Source organism: Synechococcus sp. R5-12 (assembly GCF_047502655.1).
Classification (GTDB): domain Bacteria; phylum Cyanobacteriota; class Cyanobacteriia; order Thermostichales; family Thermostichaceae; genus Thermostichus.
Genome location: NZ_JANSIM010000153.1, coordinates 1 through 17,424, shown reverse-complemented (window position 1 = coordinate 17,424; position 17,424 = coordinate 1). Strand labels below are relative to the sequence as shown.

At 57.9% G+C, this 17,424-nt stretch carries 18 protein-coding genes and 1 pseudogene; 10 read left to right on the top strand and 9 right to left on the bottom strand.

The genetic code is table 11. The features are described from left to right. Window positions 1-178: 178 nt before the first annotated feature. Window positions 179-379 carry a DUF2811 domain-containing protein gene (locus NW843_RS08940; RefSeq protein WP_041436785.1) on the bottom strand — a complete coding sequence of 67 codons (201 nt, stop codon included), beginning with the start codon at window positions 377-379 and terminating at the stop codon, window positions 179-181. A 619-nt stretch (window positions 380-998) separates the two neighbouring features. Then, entirely contained in the window at window positions 999-1,667 is a 669-nt protein-coding gene (locus NW843_RS08935) for a RibD family protein (RefSeq protein ID WP_414522722.1), read from the bottom strand. A gap of 124 nt (window positions 1,668-1,791) precedes the next feature. Between NW843_RS08935 and NW843_RS08930 the strand changes: the two genes are divergently transcribed. The 3 genes from NW843_RS08930 to clpS all read left to right on the top strand — a co-directional run bounded on the left by NW843_RS08930 (window position 1,792) and on the right by clpS (window position 4,652). After that, window positions 1,792-2,187 (top strand): hypothetical protein, encoded by a 396-nt coding sequence (locus NW843_RS08930; protein WP_011434124.1) that lies wholly within the window; start codon window positions 1,792-1,794, stop codon window positions 2,185-2,187. Window positions 2,188-2,327: 140 nt separating this feature from the next. Continuing rightward, window positions 2,328-4,169, top strand: a complete 1,842-nt coding sequence (locus tag NW843_RS08925; RefSeq protein WP_414522721.1) for a hypothetical protein — start codon at window positions 2,328-2,330, stop codon at window positions 4,167-4,169. Window positions 4,170-4,346: 177 nt separating this feature from the next. Then, window positions 4,347-4,652, top strand: coding sequence for an ATP-dependent Clp protease adapter ClpS (gene clpS, locus NW843_RS08920; protein ID WP_011434126.1), 306 nt, complete (start codon window positions 4,347-4,349; stop codon window positions 4,650-4,652). Here clpS and cobT read toward each other — a convergent pair. After that, window positions 4,601-5,728: a nicotinate mononucleotide-dependent phosphoribosyltransferase CobT gene (gene cobT / locus NW843_RS08915; protein ID WP_414418071.1), complete on the bottom strand. Its 1,128-nt coding sequence runs from the start codon at window positions 5,726-5,728 to the stop codon at window positions 4,601-4,603. The genes clpS and cobT overlap by 52 nt on opposite strands. Before the next feature lie 150 nt (window positions 5,729-5,878). Here cobT and NW843_RS08910 point away from each other — a divergent pair, with 150 nt between their 5' ends. The 4 genes from NW843_RS08910 (at window position 5,879) to NW843_RS08895 (ending at window position 7,951) form a co-directional block, all read left to right on the top strand. After that, window positions 5,879-6,202 (top strand): DUF1825 family protein, encoded by a 324-nt coding sequence (locus NW843_RS08910; RefSeq protein WP_011434128.1) that lies wholly within the window; start codon window positions 5,879-5,881, stop codon window positions 6,200-6,202. Window positions 6,203-6,231: 29 nt separating this feature from the next. Continuing rightward, window positions 6,232-6,681 carry a Fur family transcriptional regulator gene (locus NW843_RS08905; RefSeq protein ID WP_414522720.1) on the top strand — a complete coding sequence of 150 codons (450 nt, stop codon included), beginning with the start codon at window positions 6,232-6,234 and terminating at the stop codon, window positions 6,679-6,681. Further along, on the top strand, window positions 6,678-7,181 hold the full coding sequence (locus tag NW843_RS08900) for an AbrB family transcriptional regulator (RefSeq protein ID WP_414330730.1): 504 nt from the start codon (window positions 6,678-6,680) through the stop codon (window positions 7,179-7,181). The genes NW843_RS08905 and NW843_RS08900 overlap by 4 nt, the downstream gene beginning before the upstream one ends. Before the next feature lie 74 nt (window positions 7,182-7,255). Continuing rightward, window positions 7,256-7,951: a chorismate pyruvate-lyase family protein gene (locus tag NW843_RS08895; RefSeq protein WP_414522719.1), complete on the top strand. Its 696-nt coding sequence runs from the start codon at window positions 7,256-7,258 to the stop codon at window positions 7,949-7,951. On the opposite strand, the gene NW843_RS08890 is transcribed toward NW843_RS08895, so the two are convergent. Continuing rightward, window positions 7,948-8,775, bottom strand: coding sequence for a DnaJ domain-containing protein (locus NW843_RS08890; protein ID WP_011434132.1), 828 nt, complete (start codon window positions 8,773-8,775; stop codon window positions 7,948-7,950). The genes NW843_RS08895 and NW843_RS08890 overlap by 4 nt on opposite strands. A 129-nt stretch (window positions 8,776-8,904) precedes the next feature. Further along, window positions 8,905-10,476, bottom strand: a complete 1,572-nt coding sequence (locus tag NW843_RS08885) for a photosystem II high light acclimation radical SAM protein (protein WP_414522716.1) — start codon at window positions 10,474-10,476, stop codon at window positions 8,905-8,907. 134 nt (window positions 10,477-10,610) lie between these two features. Here NW843_RS08885 and NW843_RS08880 point away from each other — a divergent pair, with 134 nt between their 5' ends. From NW843_RS08880 to NW843_RS08870, 3 genes and pseudogenes are all read left to right on the top strand, one after another. Further along, window positions 10,611-12,002, top strand: a complete 1,392-nt coding sequence (locus NW843_RS08880) for a serine/threonine protein kinase (RefSeq protein ID WP_414522715.1) — start codon at window positions 10,611-10,613, stop codon at window positions 12,000-12,002. Between the two features lie 98 nt (window positions 12,003-12,100). Then, window positions 12,101-12,675, top strand: a pseudogene (locus NW843_RS08875) (IS5 family transposase); the annotation flags it as partial. Between the two features lie 73 nt (window positions 12,676-12,748). Further along, a complete protein-coding gene (locus NW843_RS08870) occupies window positions 12,749-13,507 on the top strand; it encodes a TIGR00297 family protein (protein WP_414522714.1) in 759 nt (252 codons plus the stop codon). Between the two features lie 321 nt (window positions 13,508-13,828). On the opposite strand, the gene NW843_RS08865 is transcribed toward NW843_RS08870, so the two are convergent. The 4 genes from NW843_RS08865 to clpP all read right to left on the bottom strand — a co-directional run bounded on the left by NW843_RS08865 (window position 13,829) and on the right by clpP (window position 17,200). Then, window positions 13,829-14,161 carry a ribulose bisphosphate carboxylase small subunit gene (locus NW843_RS08865; RefSeq protein WP_011434136.1) on the bottom strand — a complete coding sequence of 111 codons (333 nt, stop codon included), beginning with the start codon at window positions 14,159-14,161 and terminating at the stop codon, window positions 13,829-13,831. 8 nt (window positions 14,162-14,169) lie between these two features. Next, window positions 14,170-14,577, bottom strand: coding sequence for a RuBisCO chaperone RbcX (rcbX, locus tag NW843_RS08860; RefSeq protein ID WP_414522713.1), 408 nt, complete (start codon window positions 14,575-14,577; stop codon window positions 14,170-14,172). Between the two features lie 66 nt (window positions 14,578-14,643). Further along, on the bottom strand, window positions 14,644-16,068 hold the full coding sequence (locus NW843_RS08855) for a form I ribulose bisphosphate carboxylase large subunit (protein ID WP_011434138.1): 1,425 nt from the start codon (window positions 16,066-16,068) through the stop codon (window positions 14,644-14,646). Between the two features lie 529 nt (window positions 16,069-16,597). Beyond that, on the bottom strand, window positions 16,598-17,200 hold the full coding sequence (gene clpP / locus NW843_RS08850; RefSeq protein ID WP_011434140.1) for an ATP-dependent Clp endopeptidase proteolytic subunit ClpP: 603 nt from the start codon (window positions 17,198-17,200) through the stop codon (window positions 16,598-16,600). Between the last annotated feature and the right edge of the window lie 224 nt (window positions 17,201-17,424).

The window sequence follows — 17,424 nt, the reverse complement described above, 5'->3', positions numbered from 1 at the left end:
TTCAGTATAGTTGAGCTTATTATTGACTAGAGTCATGCTCTTTTTTGCCTCTTTTGAGATCCCTTTCACTTCTTAGCCCCCTCCCCTCAGTGTCCAAATGACAGCGGTGGGACAGGATCCCTACTCAGGCTAACAAAAGGTTCCCACTGCCCCACTTTTCACAGGCCATCCCTGGGGCTCAGTTGCGGCGAAACAGGCTGTCCAAGTAGATGCGTGCCGCCCGCCGGTCGCTCTCCCCGCTTTGGAGCAGGAATAACGAGAGCGCTGCCGTCACCACCCGATCCTGATCCCAGTCGGGATGGCGGGAGAGGTAGTTTTGGAGGGTGTCATGCAGCTCCTCGGGAATTTCGCTCAAAATGCTAACGCTGTGAGAACTCATAGTCCAACCACTCACTCGGGGTCAAGAGGGGAGAAAACGGCATCCCGCAAAACCTGCGGCCACAGCCAAAACTTGGGCAGCTCGAACAGAGCGAACCCGCAACATCAAAACCCAACCTAGATAGGCCAAGAGCCTCAGCAGGCTCGCAAGCAGAAAAGCAAGCAATATAGGTTCATAGCTTGCCCCTATCCCAGCGGATGGGAGGGAGGGCATGCACAACTGTTCCTAAGCCTGTCGTGGGCCGTAGAACAGATGAAGTCTTTTCTTTCTAAGGAGAGCGCTCGGGAAAATCTCCACACCACTCGCCCTCAGGTGGGGCTATTCTGCCCTCTGCCCTATGGGGGATGTCAATCCCAAGCCAGGGATCCAACAGGACAAAAGCTCTCCATTGGCCTTGATGGGATCGGAAAAAACGGCGCGATCCCGTTACGTTTCTCAGGGTGTAGTCGCCTGAACCTTACCCACCTCAACTTTTCCACAGAAACCCCCGATGCCGCCCCCCGAGGAAAAAGCCCTGTGGAAAACGGCCCGCCCGCCTGTGGAAAGCCTGGGGAAAACCTGTGGATTTCTGGGAAATCTGAATTTGTCCAAAAATTTTTGTGTTTGTGTCGAGCATTTCTCAGGGCCACTCGACTCGGTAGCGCAAAAACAGCTCCTTGGAGCCACGGCGGCATTCCAGCAGCTCCAACTGGGGCGGGGATCCCTGCACTTGCCAACCCTCAATGCTGGCAGGGGCATCGGCGTATCCACTCAGCAGCACCGGAGCGAGGGTAACCCACAGCTCATCCAAGGCTCCTGCCTGCAGAAATGCCCCCAAAAGCCGCCCCCCGCCCAACAACCCCACCCGTTCAATGCCCAAGCTGCGCAGGCGGGCCAGCCGTGCCGGCAGATCCCAATCGGCAGCCACCCAGATATCCTCAAAGCCGGTTCGGTTCTGCCAAATTTGGGATCCCTTGGGAGTTGTCCACAGCCAACGGGTGAGGGGCTGGCGAAAAAACGGCAAATCCTCAGGAATATCTCCGCTGCCAGAGCAGATGATCGTCAGGGGCTGGGGAGAGAGGCCCTGAGCAGTTCTGCGTTGGATCAACTCGGGATCCCGAATACGCAGACTGGTGCCGTAGGCCCGCAGAGTGGCTGCCCCCATGATCAAAGCCTGTTGCTGAGCAGCTTGGGTTTCCAAATGCCGATAGTCCTCAGGGCTGCTGAAGGAGGGCCTCTGCGCTCGATGGGCTGCGATCTTTCCATCCAAGCTCTGGGCAAAGATAGCTACCAAATGGGGACGATTCAAAGACAAGATTGCTGAGAAAGGGTGGGCAAACCCTACAAATTGACCAGAATAGAGTCAGGCATCGCCGGGAGAACCGTGGCACAGACTGTTGTGCCGGTCACCAGCTCGCCCATGCGGAACGGATATGTTAGGAACATTTCAATCATCCACCATCCGGGTTGAAGTCGAGGCCAGTGCATCGACGATGCAGCGCTGTCTGACAGAAGTGGGGTTGCTGCAGCAGTGGATCTGGCCCCAGCAACTGCAGGGATCCCTTCCCGAAAGGCTGGAGCTGGGCAGCACCTTTGCGGCCCAATGGGGCCCCCTCTCGATCATGCACCAGGTCGAAACCCTGCTGCCGGAACGGCTGCGCCTGCTGATGTGGGGAGGAGCCGATGGCTACTGTGACTGGCTGTGGGGGAACGGCTGGGTGCAGTTGCGGGTAGAGGCCGTCTCTCTCCTGCCCTTGGGCTTGGGACAATTGCTGATGCTGCGGCGGCTGCAACAGTTCGCCCAAAGCCAAGAACAGCGCCCCTCTTGAGGCTTAAAGACTGACGTTCCGGCAAAATCCGTGGATCCTCGGCTTGACAAAATGCGTTTCGGTTGCAGCATGCTACTTCTCTAAGGATTTTCCACTACGATAGTTGTAGCAGAGCTTACTCTTCCCGTCCGAGAGGCCCAATGAATCCGCCGACCAGCCCCACCCCAACCGCCATCGAGCAGGAAAAGTTTGAGATCCGCTTGGGAGAAGCCCTCAACCGAGCAGGACTGCTCACCCCCGCCCAACTGGCTCAGGCCATGTGGGAAAAGGCCGATACCCCCTTGATGTTGGGGGAGCTGTGTATGCAGCACGGCTGGATTGCCCCCCAAGATCTCTATCCGTTGATCCCGGTCGAACTGGTGCGTATCGGCGAGATCTTGATGCTGCATGGGTATCTGGAGCTGGAGCACATCCATCAGGCCCTGATTCAGCAGCGGCAGCACCCGGAGCGCAAGCTGGGGGAGATCTTGGTGCAGCAGGGCTGGGTACAACCCCACTGGTTGGAATGGGCCTTGGACAAGCAGCAGCGGCTGCGGCGCCAGAAAGGAGCTGCCAACAGTTGGGAAGTGATGGTGGAGCAGTGGTCCACCATTCCCGATCAGCCCCCTCTTTATGTCTCCCCTCTACAGGTAGCCCAAGAGACCTACAGAGTTACCCAGCAATACAAAGCCCAGCTGGAGCGCTACCAAGAGCAAATTGCCATCTTAGAAGCGCAACTGGAGCAGCAGCGGCAGCAGCAACAGCTCCTGGTCGAACAATCGCTGCAGCAGGTTGCCGACTATCAAGCCCGCCAGCAGGAGCAGCAGCAGCGCATTGCCCAATTGGAAGCCCAAATCCAGCAGGGCACTGAACAACAAAAGGCTGCCCAGCAGCGCATTCGGGAACTGGAGGAGCAACTCCAAGCTCAGCAAGCTCAGGGATCCGCGCAATTGCAAGCCGCCCAAGCAGAGCTGGAGACCCTGCGGCGCCGCTGCCACGAGTTGACAGAATGGCAATCTCAGGCCAAACACCAGCTGCAAAAGCTGGGATCCCGATTGCAGGAGCAGCAGAAGATACAGCAGGATCAGGCACAGCAGCTCCAAGAGCAAACCCACCTGCGTCATACTCTGCAGCAAATGGAAGCCCAAGTGGCCGCCCTGAACCAATCGCTGCAGGAGCACCAACATCAACTCCAACTGGCCCAGTCCACGAAACAGCGCTTAACTGCCGACCTAGCCCACGTTCGCCAAGAAGCTGCCGAGGCCACCCACCGCTTGCAGGTGCAGCTCCAAGAAACCCAAGCCCAACTGCGAGAAACTCAAGATCGCTTGCAGGAAGCCCAAGCCCAAGTGAGCCAGCTCCAGGCCCAACTGCAGGCGGCCCAAGCGGAAAACCGTGCTCTAGCCGCAGCGGTAGCCGAAGCCCGGCGAACTTCCCCACCTTCAGCCGCACCGACCCCAGCTCCAGAGAAAGCCCGGCCAGAGACAGAGGATCTCAAGGCCCTGACCGTAGCCGACTGGGCAGCCGAGCTGAGTGCCCCAGAAAGCGAATTGCCCCCGCAGCAATATTTGGGGGAAGAGGACTTGGAAGCTCTACAGCGGGCTACCCCCTGGGTACAGCGGGTATTGACCCAATTGCGGGCGGCTGGCCTAATCGACAATGCCGGCATCGAAACTGTCATTCACGCTTGGGAAAAGGAAGGGGGCACCTTCACGGATGTGCTGGCCCACCACAGCGGCCTCAAGCCGGAGACCGTCAAATTTTTCAGCGAAGGGGGCTACTCTGTTCAACTGGCAGGGGGACGCCACGTGGCCGACTACCTCAAGGCTTCTGGATTGGTCAGCGCCGCCCAAATCGAACAGATCCAGAAGCACCTGCCGCCAGGCGGATCCCTGTGTCAGGCCCTTGCCCAAGCCGGGATTCTACGCCGGGCCACTGCCCTGTATTTCGAGCGCCACTTCGGCGGGCAAAAGCCCCGCCGCCCGCTGCGGGAAGAGCTTTAGAGGAACCATGCTCTATCGCTGACGCCAACGACCGACAAGGGATCCGAATACAGACACAAGCTGCCAACAAGATGCCAATTAGACTAGAAACTAGATAGAGATAGATCATCAGAAGCGACCGGTTTCTCACCCCTGAGAGACCCAAGTTACTCGGTAGTTGTGTCGATCTCTTCTGCTATGACTACGGAAGCTCCAACTCGACCTGCTCAGCAGTTCTCGCCCTCGAGAACCCAGGTTCGCCAGCCCTACCCCCACTTCAAGGTGATCGTCTTGGATGACGATTTCAATACCTTTCAGCACGTTACGGAATGTCTGCTGAAATACATCCCCGGCATGACTTTGCCCCTAGCGCGGCAACTGACCGTGCAGGTGGATGCCGAAGGGCAAGCAGTTGTTTGGGTCGGCCCTCAAGAACAGGCGGAGCTCTACCATCAGCAATTGCTGCGGGAGGGGTTGACCATGGCCCCCTTGGAGCCGGCCTGAAGCACCAGGCGTTCGTAGCTGCGCTCAACTGCTGCCAACAGCTCCGCTTGGCCCCAACCGGCGTGAAGGCTGCTGGCAATGGCCAGCCCACCCGCCCCCACCCCTTCCTTGACATAGCCCCGCTCGTAAGCCTGTAGAGGCAGATAGCGGCTATTGGCAAAGCTCAGTTGGGTGGCCAAAAGGGGAGCAACCCCCAACAATTCTGCCAAGGCCACCGTATTGCCCGAGGGATCCTCTGCCACCCAGCGGGTGGTTCCCACAACCACGTTCTCTGGGGGCCAAGGGATCCCCTGCTCTTCCCCCCAGCGCTGCATCAAGGCCAGCACCGCCAACATTTGGGTTCCCCCTGCCAGCAGCACCGCTCCCCGTTGCGCTGCGCCCATCGCCAACCCGGCCACAAAGGGCTGCATGGGATCCCCCACTGCCGCCACCACCTCAGCAGCAGAAGCTCCCCTTGGCAGACGGGCCAATCCCTGCCGGGCCAAGGCCAGCTTTTGGGCGTGGTTGCAGACCGGGTGGCTGCTGTTTACCATGCCCTCTGCTGCCCACCCCAGTCCCAACAACACCGCCAGCGCCGTGGTGGTGCCCCCTGCCACACACTCCCCAATCACACAGTAGCCTTGCTCCAGCCGGGATCCGCGGTCGTACCCTTCTTGCCAAAGGGATCCCACCTGCTCCAAAGACAGAGCCTGTCCTGTGCTCAAGCAGCGGGCCACTCCCCCAGAGCTCACCATTTCTGCCCCCGGCAAAGGTTCCGGCAAGCCACAATCGAACACTCGGCACGGGATCCCCAACTCCCTCAGGATGGCGCAGCTGATCACCACTGGGGAAGGATAGCCATCCGGAGAGGTGGGCAAGCGGTGAGAATGGCCCGCCAGCAACACTTCCCCATCGGCAAGAGCTGTGTAGCGACGCAAGGAGGGGGTAGCGCCGGCAGCCGAAATGCCCGGAACAAGAGCCGTTTCGGTAAACCCCAAGCAGGCCAGAAACAGAGGTCGGGATCCCTGCACCCGTTCGCACCACCGCCGGGCCACAGCCGGCTGAGTGTAAGCCTTAACGCAAGGAAACGGAAGCATACCGGACACCGAGGCAAACAAGCCAGAGTCTATCCTGAGCCAGAAGGGCGGGATCCCGTACTCGCAGGAGGGGTTGCCTCCTGCTGAGGCAATCGGATTCGGATAGGATGGGTATACCCAATGCAGTTTATTCAGGGCAAACGGAAGGCCATGAGCTTCTTCGACTCTGAGATCGTCCAAGAGGAAGCCAAGCAACTGTTTCAGGATTTCCAAAACCTGATGCAGCTTGGTCAACGGTACGGCCAATTCGACCGGGAAGGCAAAAAAATCTTCATCGAACAGATGGAGGAGTTGCTGGAGCGCCAGCGCATTTTCATGAAGCGGCTGGAACTCTCCGACGACTTTATGGCTCAAATGACCATCAAACAACTGCAAACTCAGCTTGGGGGGTTTGGGCTCTCCCTGACCCAAATGTTTGACCAGATGCACCAGACCCTAGAGCGCATGAAAGCTGAGGCAGACGCTGAGCGTTGACCCCCAAGAACGACCTACACGAAGGGATCATGTCTTCTTCCCGCCAGACCCGCAACCAGAAATTGATTCTGGAGGTGCTAGAGCAGCAGTCGCAGCCCCTTTCGGCGCAAGAGATCTTTTTGGAGTTGCGCAATGCCAACCACACCGTCGGTCTGGCCACGGTTTATCGAGTTTTGGATGCTCTGCGCAATGAGGGCAAGCTGCAGGCGGTCAACTTGGGAGATCAGCAGACCTACTACCAGGTTCTGCCCAGCAATGGCCACAACCGCCACCACCTGATCTGCACCGAATGTCGGCGGGTGGTGCCTTTGCCCGATTGTCCGGTGGAAGATTTGGAGGCACAGCTTTCCAGCCGATACCAATTTGCGATCGAGTACCATGTGCTTGACTTCTACGGCGTCTGTGCCCAGTGCCGTGGAGGAGTTGGGCCAGGCCCGGACTCACAGCGTTCCTCTTTTCTCAAAGCTAAGCCCAAATGATGAGCTATCTCTGGACGGTGTTGATCGGGCTGGCCGGCGCCCTGATCGGGGTCAAGCTGAGGCTTCCGGCAGGAGCGCTGGTGGGCTCCATGGTGGCGGTGGGTCTGGTGAATGTCTGGGGGGCGATCCCAATTCCCGCTCCCCCAGCCGGGATCCGTTTTGCCATGCAGGTGGTGTTGGGCATTCTTTTGGGTACTAAGCTCACTGCCGATACGCTTCTGGCCCTGAAAGATCTGTGGCGACCAGCCCTGCTCTGTACAGTGATTGCGGTGGGCACGGGGGTCTTGTCGGGGTACCTGATCTCCCGTTGGCTGGGGATCGAGCGCTTGACTGCCATCTTGGGCACAGCTCCAGGAGGCATTTCCGACATGAGCCTGATAGCCCTGGACATGGGAGCCCAAACCAGCACAGTGGTGGTCATGCACTTGGCACGCCTGATCAGTGTCGTCGTGGTCGTCCCCTGGGTGGTGCGGCTGTTGGTTCAGCCGGGCACGAGCTAGGAAACTCCTCAGAGCAGAGATGGTGGGTGGGTTAGACTAAGGGCGATACAGAACTTAACAACTGAACCGCTGCCTTGGAACTTTCCCCTTCTCCCCTCACCTGCCATGCCGACGCTGCCGGATCCCCTTGGAGCGCTGCTCTCCGTTCTGCGGATGGCTCTTTGGGCAATGTCTCCTCTGGCCAAGGCGATTGGTGGCCTCTACAGCTGCATTGGCAGGGGGAGCCAGACCCGGTACAGCCTGAGCTGGTGCAGGTGGATCCCGTGCTGCGCTTGCTGCTTTTGGGGGATGGCTTTACCACCCGTAATCTTGCTGCCTTGATCCAAGAGCCGATTCAGGCTCATCTGCTGGACACGGGCCGGGTTGATTTACAGGCAGAGCAGGGCACTGCCCCCAAGTCCATGCAACAGCTGGCCAGAGATTTGGGGCGGCTGGGATCCCCTTTGATGCGGCGGCGGGTTTGGCTGTGCGGGGCAACCTCTCAACAGCCCTTGCTCTATGCCACCTCTTGGTGGAACTCTGAACATTTGGCCCAATACTTGCCCCATCCCGATCAGCCCATTGGCCAAAATCTGATCCAAGAAAAACTGGAGACCTTTCGCGAGCTGCGCGGCCTTTACCACGGCGAGGCAGACCCGGTTGCCCGGCTGCTGCAGTGTCCCGGTCCCTTCTGGGCTAGGCATTATCTTTTGTTGCACAGGGGCCAGCCTTTGACGGTCATCTACGAGGTGTTTTCTCCACGGCTGGCCGCAAGGGCCCTGTCCCGCTAGCGCGACGGAGACCTCCAACGGCGCACGGCTGCGGTGATGGCGGCTGCCACCTGCGGATCCAATTGGGCGCTGGCGGAGATGCGCTGATAGTCCTCTGGGGTCAGTTGATGGGCGACGATGATCTCGGCAGCAGCAGCCTCAAACTGTTGTTCGATTTGCCGACGTTCCTCGCTGCTGTTGGCCTGTTGGAGGCGATTTTGGGTGCTCTCCAGAAGAGGTTGCACCGCCAGGAGGGTGCGGGCAAAGCGGTCAATCTGCTCAGAAGAAGGTGGAGAGGTGGCTTCAGAAAGACTAGCCGGGGCCGAGGTCATCGTCTCTGAAGAGGTTGCGGGCAGATCCCCATCCCATCCGGAGTCTGGCCTGGGCGAGGGAGAGGGATCCGGGTTGGCAGGAGCCTGGAGGGCCACTCTGCCGGCTGCGTCCAAGTCTTGGGCCGGGTTGAGGGCATTCCAAAGGGCCAAGCCCGCCAAACACAGAGCAGCCCCTATCAGTCCAGCACTCAAGAGGGCGAGCCAACTGACAGAGGTCGCAGTCGGCTCAAGCACCACCTGCACCGGCGCATGAGGAGGCAAGGGTTTGGACATGAGGCTGAGATCGTAAGCCCGACGCTGCTGGCTATCGCTGAGAACTCGGTAGGCGTGTTGTAGCTGGAGGAACTCCCGCTGGGCCAACTGCCGCAACCCTGCGGGGATATCGGCAGGCAACCGATCCGGGTGCAGTTCGCGTGCCCGCTGGCGGTAGGCAGCTTTGATCTCCTCCAGGCTGGCTTGGGGAGAAAGCCCCAGCTGTTGGTAGTAGGTGGGGGAAGCAGGCAGAGTAGGCATGGGAGCAGTTGGTTGCAGAACAGAGGGAGAACCGGCTGCCTTCGAAGGCCAGCCACCTTACCCCAACAGGGATCCCTCCTTTCGGACCAGCATATCCTGCCCGGTTCAGCGAGGCTGCTGGCCCAAGAGCTAAGACACGTAAACCCCTGTTAGAGGCGCGCTCAGGGCTTCTTCCAACTCTGCCAGGCCAAGACGACGCTCCAGAATATCCATCACCTCGCGGCCAAAATCATGGGGGTTGCGATCCCAAGCTTCTAGACACACTTCCCCAAAAAAGGATCCCAGGGGTTCTGGGTTCCAGAGCAGTTTGCGCGCCGTCCAAGGAGTCATGTGCATGGGGTTAAAGCGGTCGTCGATAACACCGATTTTGCGAGCAAAATCTTCTAGATGAGTGTGGGGTTGCAGGCCGATGAAGAAGATGGCCGGCTCAACTTTGTCGCGACCAAAGATGGCTTCCAGCTCGCGATGGTACCGTACTGTTTGCCGAATGGTTTCCGGTCGCTCGTCGATAACATTAAAGGAGTAATTGACCGAAACCAGGTCGTTAAATCCTGCCTGTTTGAGGTAGCGGCAACTCTCCAGTACCGTGCGCAGGTTATAGCCCATGCGCATTTTGCGCACCAGCTCCTGGGATCCGCTGGTGATGCCGATCTCGAAGTAGCTCATGCCGGTTTTCACCATGAGCTCGGCCAGCTTTGGGGTGAGGTTGTCGGCCCGAATATAGGCAGCCCAACGAATATCGGTCATGCCGGCATCAAGGATTTTCTGCAGCAATTCCTCCGCATCCTCAATGTAGCGGCGGGCAGGGATAAACTGGGCGTCAGTAAACCAAAAGTTTCGCACTCCTCGCTCGTACAACTGCATCATTTCTCGGATCACCTCATCCACAGGGTTGAGGCGCACCTGCTTGCCTTCGATGACGGTGTAGATGCAGTAGCAGCAGTTGTGGGGGCAGCCGCGCTTGGTTTGTACCCCAATGTAAAAGTCGCCCCCTTCTAAGTAGTAGTCAATTTCCGGCCAAATGGCGGTGATGTAGGTGTAATCACAGGCGGTTTTTTGCAGAGGTTGGGGCGGCTCGTGGATCAAGCCTGGGCGAGGCTGTTCCAGCTTGGCCCGATAGCAACGCTCTGCAGCAAGGCTTTGCCCTTGGATTACTTTTTCCAGCAGGGTTTCCCCCTCCCCTACCGAGATGATGGTGCCTTTGGGCAGATAGCGGCCCAATTGTTCATAGAAGACGCTGACTGCCCCACCCCCCAACACCGCTTCAGCGTGAGGTTTGTAGCGCCTGGCCCTGCGGATCCCCTGCCAGACCAGCCGGGTGTTGCGCCAAATCTCGCCATAGTAGGCCAGCACCAGCCTGAGGCTATTCAGGGATCCCCGCAATTTTTTCAGGGGGTTGCGGGCGTAGAAAAACTCAAAAGAGTGTTGCAGTAGATTGCCGGCCCGCCCGTTCACCGGCGCATAGACTTGAATATCCCGCCAAGAGAAAACCAGCAAATCCGGCTGAAACTGATCGATTTGCTCCAGCATGCGGCGGCGAAAATCCAAGGGCGGGAAGGTGCCCATATCGAAGATGCGCTGCTCAACTTGGGGGAACAGCTTGTGGACATGATCGGCCAGATAGACTACCCCGATGGGAAAAATGGGGTTGCAGGGCAGCCGTACATAAAGGATTTTTTGAATCTTCAGGTGCGAGGCCATACAACCTGAGAGCTTACTTCACATCTCTTCACTCACTCTAGTCGGTTTTTGAGGGGCGCGGCGGCAGGGATCCAAAAGGGACAAGGATAAGCTAAAGCTGAAACAACCAGCAGGGTCAGACCTGAGGAGGGGATATGGCTCCAGAGCGTCCAATTTGGCACAGTCGCTATCGGCCAGAGCGGCGATTGAGCAAGCGCAGCGGCAGACACACCTATCTGGCCCAGGATTTGCTCACCTCGGAGCAGGTTGTGATCAAGCTGCTGCTCTTTGGGCCAGACTTTGATTGGGCCGACCTGAAGCTGTTCGAGCGGGAAGCCCAGATCCTGCAGACCCTCTCCCATCCGGCCATTCCCCAATACCGCGACCACTTCGAGGTTAGCTTTGAGGGAGGACGGGGCCTGGCCCTGGTGCAAACCTACATCGACGCCCCCTCTTTGCAGGAGTGGATGGAGCAAGGGCGGCGCTTTGCCGAGCCGGAGGTGCGGGAGCTGGCGCAAAAGCTGCTGCGCATTCTCGTCTACCTGCACGAACTCCATCCCCCCGTCATTCACCGAGATCTCAAGCCCAGCAACATTCTCTTGGGATCCGACCAGCAGGTGTACCTAGTGGATTTTGGCTCGGTTCAGGCGGCTGCCCCCCGGGAGCAGGGATCCTACACCGTGGTGGGGAGCTACGGCTACATGCCCCTAGAGCAATTTGGCGGCAGAACCGTGCCCGCTTCCGATCTCTACAGCTTAGGTGCCACCCTGATTCACCTGCTCACCGGCCAACACCCGGCGGATCTGCCCCAGGAGGGAGCCCGGATTGTGTTCGAGCAAGCGGTGCACCTGAGCCCGCCCTTCCGCGACTGGCTGCGGTGGATGACGGAACCTTTGGCGGCAGATCGTCCCGCTTCCGCCCGGCAGGCCCTGGAGGCGCTGGAGCATTTGGATCGTCGTCCTGCCTTGATTCCCTCAGACGCAGCAGCAGTCCCTACTCGACAGCCAGCAGGCAGCCGGATTCAACTGCACAAGTCCGAACAGACCTTTCAGGTGGTGATCCCGGCCCGGCAAACCGGTGTTTTGGCGTTGCTGCCTTTCGCCATCGCTTGGAACTCCTTCACCACCTTTTTCACGATCATATCGGTTGTGCTTGAGCCTTTTCCGGCCAATCTGGTGCTTGGCCTATTCATGCTGCCCTTCTGGACGGTGGGGTTGGGGATGGTGGGCGGGATCCTCTACGGCCTATTCGGCAAGGCCCACCTACGGATCGACACAGAATACATTCGCCTGGTTCACGAGGTGCTTGGCCTGAGGTTTGGCAACGTTCCCCCCAGTCGGCGATGGGATATTGACCGGCTAGAGCTGATTCCGCGCCATACCCGACGGGATTCCGATGGGGATCGGGTGGAGGTAAGCCCACAGTTGAACATCTGGGCGGGCAACCGCAAGTACGAGCTAAAGGATCTGCAAGAGCCAGAGTTGGAATGGCTGGCCGCGGAGCTGAGCCGTTGGCTGAAGATCCCGGTTGAACGGCAGAAGGTGTAGTCGTTAGGTTTTTTGCATTTAGTTATGATAAGGACAGTTTTTGGGTAAGGTCTGATGAGTTATCTTGCTGCAGATCACAGCAAATAAAATAGCAAAAAATTATAGCTTTCCTGAAAACAGAATCCAGATCCACATCGGCAAAGAGGCAGGATGCAAACAGTTTATCCAAGGCCTGCTGTAATAGCTCGCTCTGGATCCGCGTGGCGCTACCTCCCAAAAAGATATGGAAAATGATACACCAGAGATTCCATCGCTGGAGTTGCTTGGGAGTTTGGGAAAGACCCTGACTTAGAGCATCTTATCCTTGACTCAACTGTCGTTCGTGCTCACCCCTGGGCAGCCGCAAAAAAAGGGGAGCAAGCTTTGGGGAGGAGTCGAGGTGGATACAGCACTCAGATCCATGTGAGTGTGGATGGTTTGGGGAAGCCGTTAGTGTTTAGAATCACAGCAGGGCAAAGCAGGATATTACCCAAGCAGAGGCATTACCAGAGAGTTGGCAAGAAGAGCATACGAAGGTGATAGGGGATAAGATTCTCAGGAATTCAGGGAGAGGATAGACAAGGGAAGGCCGGGTGCTGATTCCTTCTAAGAGGAATAGGAGGGTGGTGGGAGATTTGACCGGCACGTTTACAGGGAGAGGCATTTAGTCGATAAAAGATTTTTTTACGATTTAACACGGATTGCTATATTGGTGCTTGTGCTGAGAATTATCTGGCCAAATTGCTGTGGCTAAAGTTTAAGGGTATATGTGGCAAGCGTGGCTTCTGAGTCAGTGGGGGGTGGCACTCTGGCTCAACCTGGCTCTGGTGGTGCTGGGTCTGCTGAGCCCTCAGAAGGCTTTGACGCGAGCAGGGGTCATCCACGCGGGCCTGCTGGGCCTGCTGGTGTGGGGGGGGCTGGGGGGGCGGGGCTACGCGGTGGTAGCTGCCTATTTTTTAGTGGGAACAGCCGTAACCAAACTGGGGATCCGGCGCAAGCAGGCGCAGGGGATCGCCGAAAAGCGAGAGGGGGCGCGAGGGCCGGAGAACGTCTGGGGATCCGCTTTAACCGGGGCAGTATGTGCGCTAGGATACGCTTTCTTCCCGCATCCCCTGTGGTGGTTGGGATACAGCGCCAGCTTTGCAGCGAAATTGGCCGATACCGTCAGCAGCGAGGTGGGGAAAGCCTATGGCCGCAAGACCTTTTTGATCACCACCTTCCAGTCCGTGCCGGCGGGCACAGAAGGAGCCGTGAGCCTAGAGGGATCCCTGGCGGGGGTGGCGGCAGCGGCAGGGATGGCCGGGTTGGCCTGGGGGATTGGCGGGGAATGGGTAGGGGGCAGCCCATTCTGGTTGGTCATCTGCTGGCTGGCCGGGATCCTGGCCACCCTGGCGGAAAGCTGGATGGGAGTGGTGTTACAACCCCGTTTGGCCTGGATGACCAACGAAGTTGTAAACAGTATTCAAACAACCCTGGCCGCTCTTCTGGCGGTAGGGCTGGGATCCCTTATGGGCATCGGATCCTAGAAATAGGGTCACCATGAACTACCCCACCGTATAGGCAGATGGGGTTTCTAGTGCCCCATCCCCTTAACAGTGAGGTTTTTGTCCCTTCCTCTGTCCCAGTTGCTTCATAGACCCGCAGGTCTCTGAAGGAGTGCTGCAACATCCGAGACCAACGAGGCTGGTTCCCAACCCCGGTTGCCCGTTGACGGCAACGTTGTACATGACCATTACCGAACCACGGTCTCTATTGCCGTGCCACCGAGAACGGCCATACAAAGAAGTCAAGCCAGGAGGCTTGACCAAAAGGGGAGAAGCTCTCCCCTTTCGCTGACCAGAGCTCCCTTAGCGCAGGCCGCTGGGCTTATAGACCAGGAAGCTGAGCACTTGGCATTGCTTAATGTTGTCGAACCCCACCACGCGAATGAAACAGTTGGGGTAGGCGCTGCGGCAAGCCTGCACCTCACTGAGCACCTCCTGGGGAGAAGTGGCGCTGAACAGGGGCAGCTTCCACAGTGTCCAGTAGCGAACCGTCGGTTCAGAAGATTCGTTGAACTCTATGGCAGGGATATAGCCCTGATCCAAGATGTACTGCACCTGCTTGATGATCTGCAGATCCGTCAGCGGCGGCAGATAGGAGAGGGTTTCGTAGCGGCGCTCTTTTGGTAAGGTTTGCATGATCGGTGTCACTCCGTTTCGAGCCTAGGGTTTTGTGGGGGGGATCCCGCTTCCGGGTGGGTAACGGGTAGGGATCCTGTTGCTGAGGTGATCCGTTCTAGATGATTGCGGCGGTGCTCCATGTTGGCTTGCTGGATGCCGGCTTTGGCCATTTCCGGCAGGTAATCGACCACCTCCGCAGCAATGTGTTCACGAACGGTCATGATGCGATAGGCCAACTCAGGACGCTCAGCCAGCAAAGCCCACAGGTAGGCTTCCCCATCCTGAAGGTTTTGCCGAGCGGAGAACTGCTGTAGCCAAAGAGCCCTGGGGGGATCTGTTTCGCTCAGTTGAGCCAGCACCGTGCGCATCGCCTGATAAGTCAGGTAGCTGATCAAGGTCTTGGCGGTGTCTTTGGCGATCTGTTTCAGATCCATTGCCGATCCAGGGAGGGGGCCAGTAGGGCAAGAGAACCGTGGGGATCCCCTGCCCCCAGCAGATCTCTAGAGGGTGTCGACGGCCTTGAACTCGAACTTGATTTCCTTCCACAGCTCGCAGGCAGCCGCCAGCTCTGGCGACCACTTGGCTGCTTCCCGGATAATGTCGTTGCCTTCGCGGGCCAGATCTCGACCTTCGTTACGAGCTTGGATACACGCTTCCAAGGCCACCCGGTTGGCGGTTGCGCCCGGCGCGTTGCCCCAGGGGTGTCCCAAGGTTCCGCCGCCAAACTGCAGCACCGAGTCGTCGCCAAAGATTTCCACCAGCGCCGGCATGTGCCAAACGTGGATCCCACCGGAAGCCACTGGCATCACCCCTGGCATGGAAGCCCAATCTTGGGTGAAGAAAATGCCGCGGGAGCGATCGGCCTCTACGTAGTTTTCCCGCATGAGATCCACAAAGCCCATCGTAATGGCGCGGTCGCCTTCCAACTTGCCCACCACCGTCCCAGAGTGCAGGTGGTCGCCACCGGACATGCGCAAACACTTGGCCAACACCCGGAAGTGGATGCCATGGTTCTTCTGCCGGTCGATCACCGCGTGCATGGCACGGTGAATGTGCAACAGAATGCCGTTATCCCGGCACCACTTGGCCAGGCTGGTGTTGGCAGTAAAGCCGGCTGTCAAGTAGTCGTGCATGATGATGGGAGCGCCCAACTCCTTGGCGAACTCGGCCCGTTTGAACATCTCCTCACAGGTAGGCGCCGTCACATTCAGGTAGTGGCCCTTGATCTCGCCGGTTTCTGCTTGGGCCTTGTGGACAGCCTCCATCACGAACAGGTAGCGATCCCGCCAGCGCTGGAAGGGCTGGGAGTTGATGTTTTCGTCGTCTTTGGTGAAGTCCAAACCGCCCCGCAGAGCTTCATACACGGCCCGCCCGTAATTTTTGGCAGAAAGGCCCAACTTGGGTTTGATGGTGCAGCCCAGCAGCGGACGGCCATACTTATTCAACTTATCCCGCTCCACCTGAATGCCGTGGGGAGGGCCCTGGAAGGTTTTCAGGTAGGCCACCGGGATCCGCACATCTTCCAGCCGCAGCGCCTTTAGGGCCTTAAAGCCAAAAACGTTGCCCACAATCGAGGTGAGCATGTTGGTCACCGAGCCTTCCTCGAACAGATCCAGCGGATAGGCGACGAAGCAGAAGTACTGGTTGTCTTCGCCGGGAACCGGCTCGATGTCATAGCAGCGGCCTTTGTACCGATCCAAGTCGGTAAGCAAATCGGTCCATACCGTTGTCCAGGTGCCCGTCGAAGACTCAGCCGCCACGGCTGCCCCCGCCTCTTCGGGAGGAACGCCCGGTTGAGGGGTAACTCGGAAACAGGCCAAGACATCGGTATCCTTGGGTGTGTAGTCGGGAGTGTAATAGGTGAGTCGGTAATCCTTCACCCCGGCTTGATAACCGCTTTTGGATTGGGTTGCTGAGTAGGCCACGTTGATCTCCCTCTGAACGAATTACAGAACCAGAAAATGCCCTTCACGGATGCAACCAAGAGGAAAAACTCAGGGCCAAAACTCGAGACCGCCGAGTTTCCGTGAATAAGACCGCCCCACAACCATGAGGCCAAAGTTGGGCTTTAAGACACTCTTCATCCAGGCGGATGGAAGCCCTAAACCCTTCTTTTCGAGCGCCTTCAATCACTAGTCGAGCGCCTTCAATCACTAGCTTCGACTCCCTGGATTTACAAACCCAGCGGAAAGGAATTTATACAGCGCCTAAGCTAGAATCTCGGCAAACACAACTCTATATAGGTTTAATCCTAAGCTACCATCCGCAATAATGGGCTGATCATTACTTTCTTTATGAGTTTGATTAGTTTAATTAAAGTGAGGCCCCCTGCTTCCCGCTGAGAATACAGATTTCTTTGGCTTTCTTAATATCCTTTGGGTGGAATCCCTGGCCAAAATCAAAAGCTCCCTTCTTTGAGGGAGCGGAGCAAGTCCACCCACAGGATCTGGAGGGTTAAGAAACGGCTGCCAGGGTTGGCTGGGGTCTCTTGCTGATCACTTGGTCGATGAGGCCGTACTCTTTGGCTTGTTCTGGGGTCATGAAGTTGTCGCGGTCGGTATCTCGTTCGATGCGCTCTAGAGGTTGACCGGTGTGGTAGGCCAGCAAGCTATTGAGGCTGTTTTTGATGAAGAGGATCTCTTTGGCCTGAATTTCAATATCGGTAGCTGGCCCCTGAGCTCCACCAAGGGGTTGGTGGATCATGATGCGGGCGTGGGGAAGGGCAATGCGCTTGCCTTTGGTGCCCCCTGCCAGCAGAAAAGCTCCCATGCTGGCAGCCAAACCAATGCAGATGGTGGAGACATCCGGCTGAATGTGCTGCATGGTGTCGTAAATGGCCATGCCAGCATAGACAGAGCCGCCGGGGGAGTTGATGTAGAGGTAGATGTCTTTTTCAGGGTCTTCGGACTCTAAGTAGAGCATCTGGGCCACAATCAGGTTAGCAATGTCGTCGTCCACCTGGGTGCCCAAGAAAATGATCCGATCCCGCAAGAGACGCGAGTAAATGTCAAAGGCGCGCTCGCCTCGCGCAGATTGCTCAATAACGGTGGGAATCATGCCAGTCCAAACGATGGGTCAGTCCTTACTAGTGTAGTCTAAGCCACCGGACGGATGCTTTGCTCAGGACGACTCACCGGCCCGCCTCCGTACGGGGCTCGATGGGGTGTGAGCCGGCTAGAACAGCAAGGAGACGGGGTGGTTATAGCGGGATCCCTCTTCTTCTGGGATGTGGAACGGGTGTAAACTACCCGGCTCCGACCGCTAAGCGGTACGGAGCGGGC